Source organism: Dyadobacter sp. CY356 (assembly GCF_021440195.1).
In the GTDB taxonomy this organism is placed as follows: Bacteria; Bacteroidota; Bacteroidia; order Cytophagales; family Spirosomataceae; genus Dyadobacter.
Genome location: NZ_JAJTSZ010000011.1, coordinates 36914 through 50408, shown reverse-complemented (window position 1 = coordinate 50408; position 13495 = coordinate 36914). Strand labels below are relative to the sequence as shown.

At 40.9% G+C, this 13495-nt stretch carries 16 protein-coding genes; 9 read left to right on the top strand and 7 right to left on the bottom strand.

Annotated elements, in window-relative coordinates; genetic code table 11:
* Window positions 1-33 precede the first annotated feature (33 nt).
* A complete protein-coding gene (locus LXL81_RS26460) occupies window positions 34-759 on the bottom strand; it encodes a ThiF family adenylyltransferase (RefSeq protein ID WP_234650619.1) in 726 nt (241 codons plus the stop codon).
* A complete protein-coding gene (locus LXL81_RS26455; RefSeq protein WP_234650618.1) occupies window positions 759-1403 on the bottom strand; it encodes a TatD family hydrolase in 645 nt (214 codons plus the stop codon). The genes LXL81_RS26460 and LXL81_RS26455 overlap by 1 nt, the downstream gene beginning before the upstream one ends.
* A 194-nt stretch (window positions 1404-1597) precedes the next feature.
* Between LXL81_RS26455 and rpmH the strand changes: the two genes are divergently transcribed.
* From rpmH to LXL81_RS26430, 5 genes are all read left to right on the top strand, one after another.
* A complete protein-coding gene (gene rpmH, locus LXL81_RS26450; protein ID WP_090336744.1) occupies window positions 1598-1756 on the top strand; it encodes a 50S ribosomal protein L34 in 159 nt (52 codons plus the stop codon).
* A 128-nt stretch (window positions 1757-1884) separates the two neighbouring features.
* Window positions 1885-2295, top strand: coding sequence for a ribonuclease P protein component (locus tag LXL81_RS26445; protein WP_234650617.1), 411 nt, complete (start codon window positions 1885-1887; stop codon window positions 2293-2295).
* 13 nt (window positions 2296-2308) lie between these two features.
* Window positions 2309-3967, top strand: coding sequence for a S41 family peptidase (locus LXL81_RS26440; RefSeq protein WP_234650616.1), 1659 nt, complete (start codon window positions 2309-2311; stop codon window positions 3965-3967).
* Between the two features lie 108 nt (window positions 3968-4075).
* The gene (gene tsaB, locus LXL81_RS26435; RefSeq protein WP_234650615.1) at window positions 4076-4771 is read left to right on the top strand and encodes a tRNA (adenosine(37)-N6)-threonylcarbamoyltransferase complex dimerization subunit type 1 TsaB; all 696 of its coding nucleotides are present in this window, start codon (window positions 4076-4078) and stop codon (window positions 4769-4771) included.
* A 78-nt stretch (window positions 4772-4849) separates the two neighbouring features.
* Window positions 4850-5365 carry a DUF2480 family protein gene (locus LXL81_RS26430; RefSeq protein ID WP_234650613.1) on the top strand — a complete coding sequence of 172 codons (516 nt, stop codon included), beginning with the start codon at window positions 4850-4852 and terminating at the stop codon, window positions 5363-5365.
* Here LXL81_RS26430 and LXL81_RS26425 read toward each other — a convergent pair.
* From LXL81_RS26425 to LXL81_RS26410, 4 genes are all read right to left on the bottom strand, one after another.
* Window positions 5362-5985 (bottom strand): ribonuclease HII, encoded by a 624-nt coding sequence (locus tag LXL81_RS26425; protein ID WP_234650611.1) that lies wholly within the window; start codon window positions 5983-5985, stop codon window positions 5362-5364. The genes LXL81_RS26430 and LXL81_RS26425 overlap by 4 nt on opposite strands.
* Window positions 5985-7007, bottom strand: a complete 1023-nt coding sequence (locus tag LXL81_RS26420; RefSeq protein WP_234650608.1) for a VWA domain-containing protein — start codon at window positions 7005-7007, stop codon at window positions 5985-5987. The genes LXL81_RS26425 and LXL81_RS26420 overlap by 1 nt, the downstream gene beginning before the upstream one ends.
* A gap of 2 nt (window positions 7008-7009) precedes the next feature.
* On the bottom strand, window positions 7010-7909 hold the full coding sequence (locus LXL81_RS26415) for a hypothetical protein (RefSeq protein ID WP_234650607.1): 900 nt from the start codon (window positions 7907-7909) through the stop codon (window positions 7010-7012).
* A 72-nt stretch (window positions 7910-7981) separates the two neighbouring features.
* Window positions 7982-8872 carry a DUF58 domain-containing protein gene (locus LXL81_RS26410; protein ID WP_234650606.1) on the bottom strand — a complete coding sequence of 297 codons (891 nt, stop codon included), beginning with the start codon at window positions 8870-8872 and terminating at the stop codon, window positions 7982-7984.
* A gap of 69 nt (window positions 8873-8941) precedes the next feature.
* Here LXL81_RS26410 and LXL81_RS26405 point away from each other — a divergent pair, with 69 nt between their 5' ends.
* Both LXL81_RS26405 and LXL81_RS26400 read left to right on the top strand, forming a co-directional pair.
* Window positions 8942-9316 (top strand): DUF4296 domain-containing protein, encoded by a 375-nt coding sequence (locus tag LXL81_RS26405; RefSeq protein ID WP_234650605.1) that lies wholly within the window; start codon window positions 8942-8944, stop codon window positions 9314-9316.
* Window positions 9317-9358: 42 nt separating this feature from the next.
* Complete coding sequence (locus LXL81_RS26400; protein WP_234650603.1) at window positions 9359-10111, top strand: polyprenol monophosphomannose synthase; 753 nt, start codon at window positions 9359-9361, stop codon at window positions 10109-10111.
* Here LXL81_RS26400 and LXL81_RS26395 read toward each other — a convergent pair.
* Window positions 10089-11282: a M20 family metallopeptidase gene (locus LXL81_RS26395; RefSeq protein ID WP_234650601.1), complete on the bottom strand. Its 1194-nt coding sequence runs from the start codon at window positions 11280-11282 to the stop codon at window positions 10089-10091. The two genes, LXL81_RS26400 and LXL81_RS26395, sit on opposite strands and share 23 nt — an antisense overlap.
* Window positions 11283-11511: 229 nt before the next feature.
* On the opposite strand from LXL81_RS26395, the gene LXL81_RS26390 reads away from it, so the two are divergent.
* Both LXL81_RS26390 and LXL81_RS26385 read left to right on the top strand, forming a co-directional pair.
* On the top strand, window positions 11512-12393 hold the full coding sequence (locus tag LXL81_RS26390; protein WP_234650599.1) for a class I SAM-dependent methyltransferase: 882 nt from the start codon (window positions 11512-11514) through the stop codon (window positions 12391-12393).
* An 81-nt stretch (window positions 12394-12474) separates the two neighbouring features.
* Window positions 12475-13410: a hypothetical protein gene (locus tag LXL81_RS26385; protein WP_234650598.1), complete on the top strand. Its 936-nt coding sequence runs from the start codon at window positions 12475-12477 to the stop codon at window positions 13408-13410.
* Window positions 13411-13495 lie beyond the last annotated feature (85 nt).

Here is a 13495-nt window from a genome sequence, read left to right as displayed (position 1 = left end):
TAAATCCTGGTAATACCAAAACCAGGATTTACTTCAATCTTCAATCAGATCCCGGATTACCACAGAAGCACAGGTTGCACCGAAAGTTGCCGGTAAATACGACATCGTACCATAAGCAGATTTCTTGTAATTGCTTCCATCGGTTAAAATAAGCGATTCCCTGATTTGTTCTTCGGAAGAAAACACGGCTTTGATTCCTTTGTAAATACCTTCCTTTTTCAGGTTTTTCCGAACCTGCTGCGCGAAGTTGCAATTGAAAGTTTTAGAAATATCAACGACCCGTATCATCGTCGGATCCATGCGCCCGCCTGCGCCCATCGAACTTACAATCCGCATTTTCCGGTTAAAGGCTTCCTTTAAAAAAGTGATTTTGGGCGTAACACTGTCGATTGCGTCAACGATATAATCGTATGGATGGGCTGAAAGAATTTCATCAACCGCTTCCGGATTTATAAATGTTTTGACAACATGTAAAGTCAATTCAGGATTAATCGCCTTTAAACGCTCTGCCATAATATCCGCCTTGCTAACACCATGATTGGTCGAGAGAGCTGGCAACTGACGATTTCTGTTTGTAGGATCAACCGTATCGCCGTCTACAATGGTCATCGCTCCGATTCCATTTCTGCAAATAAATTCGGCAGCGAAAGAGCCCACGCCACCCAAACCGATAACCAGCACATGCGCTTTACTGAGCTTGACAAGTTTTTCTCTTCCTATTAATAACTCGGTTCTGGAAAGCCAGGCAAAATCCTCCATTATGATTGAAACAGGTTTAAAAAGTTTTTTTCAACCTGCAAAACAATCTCTTTTTCAGAAATATCTTTAATTCCGGCCGCTGATTTGTAGATTTCTTTAATAGCAACATCGGCATCATCGGTTTCTAAAAATAACTGCTCCAAAGGTGTTTCCCGAAAAGTATTCAAAATTGCATCATTCAATCCAAGTAAAGATTTCCCGAATGATAAATAATAACCGCTGTCGATAACCGGCTGAACCAGTGATAGTTTATTATTAATTCCATGAAAAATAACCGGAACCGTTATATTTTTCAACATAACCAAAACATCATTAAATGCTTTTACACAATGAATAATGATCGGCTTATTGATTTCTTCTGCCAAAGTGATCTGGGCCTGAAACGCTTTGATTTGCAATGCCCAATCCGTAGTAGAGAGTTTGTCCAATCCGCACTCGCCAACAGCCAGAACTTCCGGTTTTGTTATATTATTCCTTAAAATTTCCAACTGTTCTGCCAGATTTTCAGCGTTCAGGTACCAGGGATGCAGTCCCATACTCACTTTGCTTCCTTCAATACTCTGATCAAAGTTTTTGTACAAATTTTCAATAAAAACCACATCGCTATCATGCGCGTGAGGATGTGTATGGACGTTATAATGCATGAAGATCAGGATTAAGAGAAAAATCAGGTGCTTATATTTCAACAAATCTTACCCAATTTTTCTTTAAATTTCATACTGCATGTTATGAAAAGAAAAAAGTTTTCAGGTCTTGTCATAATTCAATTTTTTTTCTACCTTTGCAAGCCAAAATTACGGGTAGCAGAGATTTTACAGCGCAATAATTTGATAATGAGATGAAACGTACCTATCAACCATCGAATCGCAAGAGGAGAAATAAGCACGGATTCCGTGAAAGAATGTCTTCGGCAAATGGCCGGAAAGTTGTAACGGCCCGTCGCAAGAAAGGTCGTTGGAAACTAACGGTTTCAGACGAAAAACGTCATAAGCAATAATCAAGGTTTGAAAGTTTGAGTAGGATAATACCTGGTTGGTAATATCAAATCAGAGACTCCTTGTCTTTAATCGTGTATTAAGTTCGATTAATTCTCAAACTTAATACACGTTTTTTTTCTACGAGAACTTGAAACAAACATTTGGTAAAAATGAGCGTTTATGCAGCCCGACATTAATTGGAAGGCTTTTTCAAAGGGGTAGTGCGGATGTACATACGTTCTACCTCTTTCCTTTTCGCGTATTGTATATGTACGATACCACACCTCCCCTATTTCCACAACTTCTTTTTTCCGTTTCAAAGCGCCAGTTCAAAAAAGCGGTCGACAGAAATCAGGTAAAAAGACGCTGCCGCGAAGCTTATCGCCTCAACAAAGCCGCGCTACTTGCCCTTCCCCCCGAATCCCGGCCATCATACATTGCTTTTTTGTATATTGCGAAAGAAATATCAACTTTTGACGTTATTGAATCATCTATGAAGCAATCGGTCAATCGTTTGCTGAAACTGCCTCCGGCACTCCGGAAAAACCAAGGTCAATGATCCTAGACAATCGATGAAAAAATATCTTCGTTCCCTACTTTTTGCTACGCCGGTGGTTGCCGGACTTGCATTTGTGTCTTTCAAACAAGACGACCGTTTGTTTGAAATTGCACGAAATCTGGATATTTATGCCACGCTTTTTAAAGAGCTGAATGCATACTATGTTGATGAGATCAATCCAAATCAATTGATAAAAACCAGTATTGATGGTATGTTAAGATCCCTGGATCCGTATACTGTTTATTACGCTGAGGATGATATCGAGGATTATATGACAATGACTACCGGAAAATATAACGGGATCGGTGCCATGGTTAATTCTGCGGATGGGAAACATACGGTGATGATGGTTTATGAAGATACACCCGCGCAAAAAGCAGGCCTTCAGCTAGGAGATGAAATCACAAAAATCAACGGAATTGATCTTTCAACCCGTGAAGATTTTGATACCGGTAAATTATTAAAAGGACAAACGCAAACGAGCGTAACACTGACCATCCAGCGCTATGGAATTCCAAAACCGATTGAGGTAACAATCAATCGTGACATCGTGAAGGTTACCAACGTGCCTTATTACGGTATGATCAGCGAAGATGTTGGGTATATTGATCTTAAAGATTTCACGGCAACGGCTTCCCGGGAAGTGAAAACTGCTTTTCTGGAATTGAAAGGAAAAGGAATGAAACATCTGGTGCTGGATCTGCGTGACAATCCGGGCGGATTATTGAATATGGCGATTGAAATCTCCAATATTTTTATTCCAAAAGGTGAAGAAGTTGTAACGACAAAAGGAAAAGTAAAAGAGTGGAATAAAGCCTATACGGCCTACAATCCTGCTTTGGATATTGAAATACCTATCGCGGTTTTGACAAATGGAAGAAGTGCGTCGGCAGCAGAAATCGTTTCCGGCGTAATTCAGGATTATGACCGGGGTGTTCTGATCGGCCAAAGAACTTATGGAAAAGGATTGGTACAAACTACCCGTGACCTTTCTTATAATACCAAAATGAAGATCACGACTGCAAAATATTATATTCCAAGCGGCCGCTGTATTCAGGCGATTGACTATGCGCACCGCAATGAAGATGGCAGCGTAGGAAAACTTCCAGATTCCTTGATGACGGCATTTAAAACGCGGAATGGTCGTGTGGTTTATGATGGCGGCGGAATTTTGCCGGATATCCTTACTGAAAAGGAAACCTATTCTCCTCTTGCTTTATCTCTTGCCAGAAATCGTTTGTTTTTTGATTATGCGATGAAATACCATTTTGAGCATAAGACAATCAAACCGGCAAAAGAATTTCACCTGACCGATGCGGAGTATAGTGATTTTGCCAAATGGCTGAGCAATAAAGAATACGACTATACCACTCAGGTTGAAAGAGATCTGAACGATCTTGAAGCCTCTGCAAAAAAGGAAAAATCGATTGATGTAATTCAGGATCAGCTTAAAGGTTTGAGATCCAAACTGGCGCATAGCAAGGATAATGATTTGCAGCTTTCCAAAACGGAAATAAAAATGATTTTGGAAGAAGAAATCCTTAAACATTATTATCTGGAAAAAGGAATGCGCGAGGCTTCTTTTAATGATGATCCGGAAGTGAAAGAAGCGATCAAACTTTTTAAAGATAATGCCCGTTACCACGAAATTTTAAAGGGAACAAAGAAGTAGGCTGTCAGCAATCGGCCGTCGGCTGTCATACTATGGCCAACATTAAGACTTCAGCAAATTGCCAAGCCTATGGCCAACAGCCGAAAGCCGAAGTAATAAATTAAATTCATGCTCTTACTTAGTATCGATACATCAACGCGCGGTTGTTCCGTGGCGCTTCATCATGATGCCGGCTTGTTAGCTGATTATGAATTATATACCGACCGCTCGTCTTCGGCCATGCTGACTACTTTGATAAGCAGTACGGTGGAACATTCTGGTTATACATTACAGGATCTGGATGCTGTTGCTATAGCAAAAGGTCCCGGTTCCTATACCGGATTACGCGTTGGGGTTTCCACTGCCAAAGGATTGTGTTATGCACTTGATAAACCTTTAATTGCTATCAATACGCTGGAAGCGATGGCTCTTCAGGTTATGCCGTTTTTTGGAAAAGATTTCCTTTTTTGTTCAATGATCGATGCACGGCGTATGGAAGTTTACGCTTCTGTTTTCAATTCGAATCTTGACATTATTGAGCCAACCAAAGCCGTTATTTTACAGGAAGATTCTTTTGAAAATATTCTTGAATCGAATAAAGTTGTTTTCTTCGGTGATGGAGCAGCGAAGTGTAAACCATTATTTGAACAAAATCCCAACGCATTTTTTCTTTCCACTGAAATTCGTCCATCAGCAAAAACGGTTGGAATGCTGGGAATTAAGGCTTTTGAAAAAGGTGAATTTGAAGATGTTGTAACTTTTGAGCCTTATTATCTGAAAGATTTTATGGCCCCACCAACACGCAAAGTTACGCCTGCTATCTAACCGGATATTCAGATTTATTGATTTGTCGAAAACAAACTTTCTTCCATTTGTGTTATTCTTTCAAACACAGTAAAATCTATGGAAACCGAAGAAATTGTTAACCGTGTAGCCACCAGTGGCATTGTATCATTTGATCTTGAAGAACTTTTTCATCCTGGTGAAAGGGTCATTTATGATTTGAAAGATAACCTTTACATGGGCATGATCCTTCGTGAAAAAGATTTTCGTGAGTTTTTGAAAGCCAATGACTGGTCACAATATACAGGTAAAAATGTAGCCATTATTTGTTCAGAAGATGCCATCGTGCCAACCTGGGCCTATATGCTTTTGGCAATTCAGCTTAAACCTTATGCTAACGCAGTTGTTTTTGGTGATTTGAATGCTTTGGAAGACAAACTTTTTGCGGATGCAATCAGCAAAATTGACGCAGAAGAATTCCGTGGAAAAAAAGTGGTGATCAAAGGTTGCAGCAAACTTCCGGTTCCGATTTCAGCATATGTTGAAATTACAAATCTGCTTAAACCTGTGGCACAAAGCCTGATGTTTGGCGAACCTTGCAGCACTGTTCCGCTTTATAAAAAACCGAAAGTTTAGGCTTCGGAATTTTCTTCTTTCATACCAATTTCTTCGATTTCTTCTTTTAACAAGCGGAAGCTCATTCGATGATGTGAGCAGGTTCCGTGCATACGGATTGCTTTTCTGTGATGAATCGTGGGATAGCCTACATTTGTTTCCCAGCCATAATGCGGATGTTGGAGTGCCAACTCACTCATCAGATTGTCACGATATGTTTTGGCCAGAACTGACGCAGCCGCTATTGACAAATAATGCGCATCTCCTTTGATAATACAGGTATGCGGAATCATTGGATAGGGCGTAAAGCGGTTTCCATCCACGAGCAAATGTTCCGGTTTTGTATGCAGCTTATCCACAGCCAGGTGCATAGCTAAAAAACTTGCTTTCAGGATATTGATCCTGTCAATTTCAAAATTATCGACTTCCGCAACTGCCCAGGCAATTGCTTCCTGCATGATTTCCTTTTGCAAAATTTCACGCTGAACCCTGGTAAGTTGTTTTGAATCAGTTAGAAATTCGTGGGTATAGTCTAATGGCAGAATTACAGCCGCAGCAACGACCGGTCCGGCCAGACAACCGCGTCCTACTTCATCCAATCCCGCTTCACGGACGTCTTTGTTGTAATACGATTTTAACATCAGTCTTCAAGAATATTAACCATAAAGGTACTCTTTGTGCTTAAAGCGATCAAGAGCAGCGTCACAGCCCAATAGAGATATACACGGTAATAATCACTCACGTCCCGGGAAACTACATTCCGGGATTTTACTTTTTCAATCTGATTTATTTGTGTGAAAACAGAGCCCAGCGTCGTATTGTCCGTAGCCCGGAAGTATTTTCCATTTCCTAAATCTGCAATTTTTTGCAGTTCACTCTCATCCACAACCGCATTTGATACATTCAGACTATCAGACGCTTTTACAAATTTTCTGGTTTTACCCACTGAAATACTATATACCCGAACGCCAAAAGCCTTCGCTAATTGTGCAGCGGTGGTTGGTCCGAGATTTCCGGAAGTATTATCACCGTCGCTAATTAAAATAGCCACTTTACTTTCACCCGAAGTCTCACGCATCCGGTTTACCGCAACGGCCAGCGCACTGCCAATTGCCGTTCCGGCGGTGGGAATCATGGTTGGTTCAATTTCATCCAGAAAACCGTACAACAATTCATAATCCGTGGTAAGCGGACAAAGTGATACGGCTTCGCCGGCGAAAATAATGAGCCCGATACGATCTTGCAAACGTCCCTGGATAAACTCTCTTGCCACTTTTTTCGCCGCTTCCAAACGATTTGGACTCAGGTCCTTTTCCAGCATTGAATCCGAAATATCGATCAAAAGCATAATATCAATCCCCTCCGAAAACTTGTCTGTTCTTTCCGAAACAATTTGCGGGCGGGCCAGCGCGATAAGAATTAGAGCAAGTGCCAGTGCTATACAAACCGGTTGAAAAAACCGTAAAACGGTAAGCCAGTCCATTCTTGACCGCTCCTTGTTGTAAGTGATGACAAGCCGCTGACGATGTTTCCGGTGAAATGCACTCCTAAGCCAAAACAAAAACGGAATAGCCGGAAGCGCATACAAAAAGTAGGGATATACCCATTCGTATGACCTGAACATATCCAGTGTAAACCATTTCAGCGAAAACCATTGTTCCATAATCAGATCTCAGCCGGTGTATTATTTTCCAAAATCTCCCTGCGTTTATTCCGATAGAGACGCATCGCTCCCATTTTCAACACTTCCAGCGACTTATCCATTTCCTTGGATTTGACCTGTCCGTAAATAATTCCATCCATATTTTTTAAGGCAACAGCAAGTCCTTCGTCGGGCATATTATCCATAATTTCCCTTGTTGTATAGGTTGCAAAAGGTTTTTTTTCCAAACGTTCCAGATAATTTTTCCAGACAATAATTGCTTTTTCGGCATCCTTAATGTCATTATGTTCTCTGGCGTTTTTTAGCAAACGGTTATAAGACCGGTTATACTCCATGTGCCTCCGTTGCAGCTTGATCAGTTGCCATTGTTTATAAATATCACTTCCAAAAAGCCAGTATATGCTACCTGCAACCCCAATGGCCAGAGTAAAAAAACCGATAAATATCGAAAAATTAAATTCGTTGCTTAATGGCAGCAGACCCACTTCCGGTTTTAAGGAGGTTGTATCCGTAATACCTTTAAAATTACTTTTTCTTAAAAAAATGGAATCCGTAGTTGTAAAGACCGCTGTGCAATCTTTTCCATTAAAAATAAAAACAGGTATTTTTAGTGTTTGAGCAGGCGTGATATTAAAGGTCACCAATTGGTATACCGCACTATCCAGACTTCCTTTCAGATCCGTATTTGACGTGAAATTTTTCTTCGAAAGAACTTCAAATGTAGAAAACTGATAGGTGGTATCGGGAAAAAAAACTTCCGTTTTAGGTGAATGTTTGTAACTCAGTGAATAAAAAAATGGCCTTCCAATTTCAATACTATCAGACAAAAATTTTCCCTTTGGCAGCGATTGACCCGATACATTTCCTGATACGATCACGCAAAACAAAAATATTGTTCGCAAAAGGGGAAATTCATTATTTTGGAAAAAATGGGAAAACAAAGTTTATGGATTTTAAGCTGAGCCGTAAATAATTTAAGATGAAGCCATTCCGCCTTTCGCATAACGTCTGACTTTGAAAAGGCGGATCAGCGCGGGGACGTAATCCTCCTGCGTATTGATTGAAATATAATCTGCCCGGTTTTGGTGACAAATTTTCTCTAATTCTGCACTTCTGCTTTGAAAACGATTTGCCATATCCTCGCGGTATTGGCTGGATGAAGTATTTACCCAGGTAGTTTTTTGTTTTTCCGCGTCATAAAGCGGAATAATTCCCAGCTTTGGTAAACTGGTTTCCCGAAGGTCATACAGATGAATGACGATCAAATCATGTTTCCTTGCCAGTGCCTTCAGGTTATGATGATAATCTGTATCAATAAAATCAGAAATCAGAAAAATCAGGCTGCGTCGTCTCAAAACATTCAGGGCAACTAAAATAGCTTCTGAGATACTGGTTTTTGTAGATTCCGGTATCAGTTTATAAAGTTCTGAGAGCAGGCTATACCCATGTTTCATACCGTCGGACGGCCTGATATATCTTTCATTTTTATCAGAAAAACACAACAAACCAACCCGGCTGGCTTCCTGAATGGCGGATAAGGTCAAAACGCCACAGATTTCTTTGGCAATATCAATTTTTAATTTATTTACCTCGCCAACACGTTGGGAGGCGCTTACATCCAGCATAAAAAATGCCGTCTGCTCTTTGTCTTCCTTAAAAATTTTTATAAATGTTCCATGACCTTTTGCCGACGTGTTCCAGTCTATGGCACGGACATCGTCGCCATACTGATACAGACGTAGATCGTCGTATTCAAGTCCGGAGCCTTTAAAAACGGAATGAAAGTTTCCATGTCTCTCACTCGTAACCGCTTTTCGCATCCGTATTTCGTACTTTCGGAGTTTCCCCAAAAACAGTTCAAACATGTGTTTTCCGAAAAAATTACCACCTTTGCAACTTATTGCACCTAAACAAAGATAGGTATTTTGGGAATTATGACGCGACGGATTATTAATTTCTCATTCAGTTTGCTGCTGTCGGGAAGTATGTCATTCATTTTAGCGGGCTGTTATAAAGAAGAGACCCCGCCGGAAGGTACACTTTCTGAGGAAAAAATGGCAGATATTCTGACCGATATTCATATCGCAGAATCGCGTGTTACCCGTTTGCAGTTAAAATCTCTGGATTCTTCTATTCTTATATTTGATCAGCTAAAACAGGATGTGTGGAAAAAAAATAAAGTGGATACCGTTCTTTACAAAAACAGTTATTCTTTTTACATGACACACCCTCAATATATGACGCGTATCTATGAAAAAGTGGCGAAGCAAATTGAGCAGAGGGAAAAAACGAAAAATATAAAGCCCTGAACGGCAACGTTAAATACTTCTTTAACTATAAATTAATTACCAGTGAACCAAAGTATTGTAGTAATCCCTACCTACAACGAAATTGAAAATGTTGAAGCGATAATCCGAAAGGTTTTCAGCCTTTCAAAACCTTTCGATGTACTAATTATTGATGACGGCTCACCTGATCAGACCGGCGCGGTTGTAAAGGAATTACAAAAAGAATTCGCCGGATCTCTCCATCTTGTGGAGCGTAAAGGAAAACTTGGGTTAGGAACTGCCTATATTCATGGCTTCAAATGGGCACTTGAAAGAGGTTATAATTACATTTTTGAGATGGATGCGGATTTCTCTCACCCACCGGAAGATTTAATCCGCCTGCATGAAGCCTGTGCCGAAAAAGGTCATGACGCCGCTATTGGATCACGTTATATTACAGGTGTCAATGTAGTAAACTGGCCGATCAACCGTGTTTTAATGTCTTACTTTGCAGGATATTACGTGCGGACAATTACAGGGATGCCAATTATGGACCCTACCGCCGGATTTATTTGCTACACAAGAAAAGTTTTGGAAACGATTGATCTGGACAAGATCCAGTTTATCGGTTATGCGTTTCAGATTGAAATGAAATTCAATTCCTGGAAGTACGGGTTTGACATTGTAGAGGTTCCAATCATCTTTACAGACCGGACAAAAGGAGCCTCTAAAATGTCCCGCGGGATTTTTAAGGAAGCAATTCTGGGCGTATTAAGTCTTAAAATCAACAGTTATTTTAAAAGATATATTCCTGCTAACAGGCAAGTTCAGCAATAGCCAGCCAGCTCATCAATCCGGGTGCAATTTCCAATGATGTTTCGTCTACATCGAAGGTGGGGGTATGCACGCCTGAAATAATTCCTTTGGCTTCATTGCGCGTACCTAATCTGTAAAAACAGGAATCTACAACCTGCGAATAAAACGCAAAGTCCTCTCCTGCCATCCACAGGTCAAGGTCTACAATATTTTCTACACCCATATATTCCGTTGCCGCTGATCTTACCCGGCGGGTTAATTCCGGGTGATTTTTCAGAAATGGATAACCTTTTACAATTTCAAAAACACAGCTTCCACCCATGGCCTCGGCCATGCCCTCTGCCATTTTCTTCATTTTTTTCAACCCGTCTTCACGCCATTGTTCGTCCATACAACGCCATGTTCCCTGCAAGGTAACTTCATTCGGAATTACATTCGTAACGCCATCTGCTATGAAACGGCCAAAAGATAAAACAGCCGGATTGGACGGTTTTCTATAACGACTAATAATTTGCTGCAAAGCCACGACAATGTGTGAGGCAATTAAAATCGGATCAATCAATTGATCTGGTGCTGCTGCGTGACCGCCTTTTCCAATTACTGTAACATACAATTCATCGGTGCTGGCCATGTACATCCCCTCACGAAAACCGATTTTACCAACCGGAATATTCGGTGCAACGTGTTGCCCCATCATGCTTATCGGCCTGGGGTTTTCCAGAACGCCTTCTTTTATCATCAGAGAAGCTCCGCCCGGTGCTTTTTCCTCAGCAGGTTGAAAAACAAGTTTTATTGTTCCTTCAAACTGATCCTTTATTTGATTTAAAATTCTGGCAGTTCCAAGTAACGAAGCTGTATGTACATCATGACCACAAGCGTGCATAACCCCCGGTACCTGCGATTTATATGGACCATCGTTGGCTTCAACAATCGGCAAAGCATCCATATCCGCACGCAGACCAACTATTTTTTTTCCGGGATTTTTTCCTTCAATCAAAGCAACAAGTCCGGTTCCTGCAATACCTTCCTGCGGCGTCAATCCCAATGCACGAAGTTCTTCTGCAACAAATTGTGCAGTTTTAAATTCTTCAAACGACAATTCCGGATTGGTATGTAAATGACGGCGATTGGCAATAACGCTCGCCGCCTGTTCCTTCGCGAGTGACTTTATTTTTTGTTGCAGGTCAAACATATGTACAAAGAGAAAATGAATATAATGAGCAAAACCGGATTTGATAATTTTTCCGGTATATGCTCTGCAAAGGTACGAAGAAATAGAATCGGGCAGAATGTGGAAAACGGGGATTGATAAAAATCAAAGATTTATATCGTCCTTTTAGTAACATCAACGCCTAATTTTAAAGTACTTCTAAGAAAATAAAGTAATTTTGGCTTAACACATCAATATAGCAAAAAACGTAATGACGCATCAGGATTTTCTAAAAGCGTTGGTTTGTCCGCTTACCGGCAGTCCATTAACAATCGCCGCAGACGGCAAAACGCTTACCAGTGAAGATGGTACAATATATGAAGTAGGTGACACAGGAATTGTCAACATGCTTTATCCTAAGGAGTTACTACCAGGCGACGCACACGAACAATATCTTTACGATCAGGCATTCCTTCGTTACGACAAAGGTGTATCCTGGGTTTTCGAAACTTTGAATCACTCCGATGAAGCAGCCACACGCCGCTTTTTTATTGATCTGATGGATTTGAAACCAGGTATGAAAGCACTTGAAGTTGGTGCCGGAACCGGAAAAGATTCTGCCTTGATTTTGGAAAAAGTAAAACCAGGCGGAACTGCTGTTTTGTCGGATCTATCTCCAAATATGCTGAAACTGGCTCAGGAAAAACTTTCTACCGAGGATGTCAACGTTCATTACTTTTTAGGAAATGGCTCTTATCTGCCATTTGCCGACGATACTTTTGACGCAGTTTTCCATTTCGGTGGTATCAATACTTTCTCTGAAAGAAAAAAAGCGTTTGACGAACTTACCCGCGTTGTCCGCCCCGGTGGAAAAGTTGTGGTTGGTGATGAAAGTGTTGCCCCATGGTTGCGGAATACACCGACTTATGCTACTTTATTGAAAGCAAACCCTTTGTTCCGTGCTGAGGTACCGATTGAAGATGTTCCTGCTAATGTTGAGAATTTCAAATTGCACTATGTTTTCGGGAATGCTTTTTATGTAATGGAATATACGGTTACAGCAAAAGCTCCGGAAGTTGATATCGATCTTCCGATTCCTGGAAAAGATTTCGTTGATAACTGGCGTTTGCGCGCTGATAAAGCGGACGCTTAACTGAAATTTTGTAGTCGGTTTTAGAGCAAATTAGTTTGTGTCAATAATTTGCCAAAAGGCAGACTTTGAATTCAATAAAATATGTGGGTTAAAAAAGGAGTAGTATACAAGCCGGATGGAACTTTGCCGCACAGTCTTTCGCACGCACAGGTTCCGTTCGCTTACAAGCATAAAGATTTTTTACGCGTTTATTTTTCATCCCGCGATGCAAGCGGTCAATCCAGACCTACTTTCATTGACGTGGATTATGAAGATCCATCGAAGATTCTTTATATCCACGACAAACCGGTCCTAGAATTAGGCGGTCCCGGCGAATATGACGAAACCGGAGCAATGCCAGCCTGGTTTGTTGATATGCCAAATGGTGATATCTGGCTTTATTATACCGGCTGGAACCGAACACATAATTCTTATCGTTTGTCGATGGGATTGTCTGTGAGTAAAGACGGCGGATTAACGTTTGAAAAAATGTTCAAAGGCCCGATTATGGACCGCAGCATTCAAAATCCAATCTGGGCGGCACAACCTTCTGTGATGCGCGAAGAGGACGGTACATGGAGAATGTGGTACATTTCAGGACATAAGTGCGAATATATCCACGGTTATCCTGAGCCATTTTATCGCGGTCAGTCGGCAACGTCAAAAGACGGTATTCATTGGGAAATCAGTGATATTCCAACACTGGATTTTGACGATTTCCTGCATGCCGTTGGGCGCCCGAGTGTTTTTAAGGAAAATGGTATTTACAAAATGTACTATTCTTACCGGAACGCGACGGATTACCGCACCGACCGTAACCAAAGTTATCGCTTAGGTTACGCAGAATCAACAGATGGAGAAACCTGGGAACGCAAAGACAATCTGGTAGGAATTGGAAAATCCGACAACCCGGAAGATTTCGATTATCAGATGATCAATTATGCCAACTATTATGAACATAACGGCAAAAAATATTTGCTGTATAATGGTAATGGATTTGGTGCAGCAGGTTTCGCCTATGCAGTTTGGGAAGATTAATTTTCTGTCACAAAAAAGAATAACCAAAGTCATTATTTGACCAGGAAAAGAATTATAAATTTGTGAATAACAAGTGAAACTAAGG

Excerpts from the sequence above, each read along its gene's own strand:
- LXL81_RS26395 (WP_234650601.1), bottom strand. The coding sequence starts at position 11,282 with ATGTTTGACCTGCAACAAAAAATAAAGTCACTCGCGAAGGAACAGGCG.
- LXL81_RS26440 (WP_234650616.1), top strand. The coding sequence starts at position 2,309 with ATGAAAAAATATCTTCGTTCCCTACTTTTTGCTACGCCGGTGGTTGCC.
- tsaB (WP_234650615.1), top strand. The coding sequence starts at position 4,076 with ATGCTCTTACTTAGTATCGATACATCAACGCGCGGTTGTTCCGTGGCG.
- LXL81_RS26390 (WP_234650599.1), top strand. The coding sequence starts at position 11,512 with ATGACGCATCAGGATTTTCTAAAAGCGTTGGTTTGTCCGCTTACCGGC.
- LXL81_RS26410 (WP_234650606.1), bottom strand. The coding sequence starts at position 8,872 with ATGTTTGAACTGTTTTTGGGGAAACTCCGAAAGTACGAAATACGGATG.
- LXL81_RS26425 (WP_234650611.1), bottom strand. The coding sequence starts at position 5,985 with ATGTTAAAATCGTATTACAACAAAGACGTCCGTGAAGCGGGATTGGAT.
- LXL81_RS26430 (WP_234650613.1), top strand. The coding sequence starts at position 4,850 with ATGGAAACCGAAGAAATTGTTAACCGTGTAGCCACCAGTGGCATTGTA.
- LXL81_RS26405 (WP_234650605.1), top strand. The coding sequence starts at position 8,942 with ATGACGCGACGGATTATTAATTTCTCATTCAGTTTGCTGCTGTCGGGA.
- LXL81_RS26385 (WP_234650598.1), top strand. The coding sequence starts at position 12,475 with ATGTGGGTTAAAAAAGGAGTAGTATACAAGCCGGATGGAACTTTGCCG.
- rpmH (WP_090336744.1), top strand. The coding sequence starts at position 1,598 with ATGAAACGTACCTATCAACCATCGAATCGCAAGAGGAGAAATAAGCAC.
- LXL81_RS26420 (WP_234650608.1), bottom strand. The coding sequence starts at position 7,007 with ATGGAACAATGGTTTTCGCTGAAATGGTTTACACTGGATATGTTCAGG.
- LXL81_RS26455 (WP_234650618.1), bottom strand. The coding sequence starts at position 1,403 with ATGCATTATAACGTCCATACACATCCTCACGCGCATGATAGCGATGTG.
- LXL81_RS26460 (WP_234650619.1), bottom strand. The coding sequence starts at position 759 with ATGGAGGATTTTGCCTGGCTTTCCAGAACCGAGTTATTAATAGGAAGA.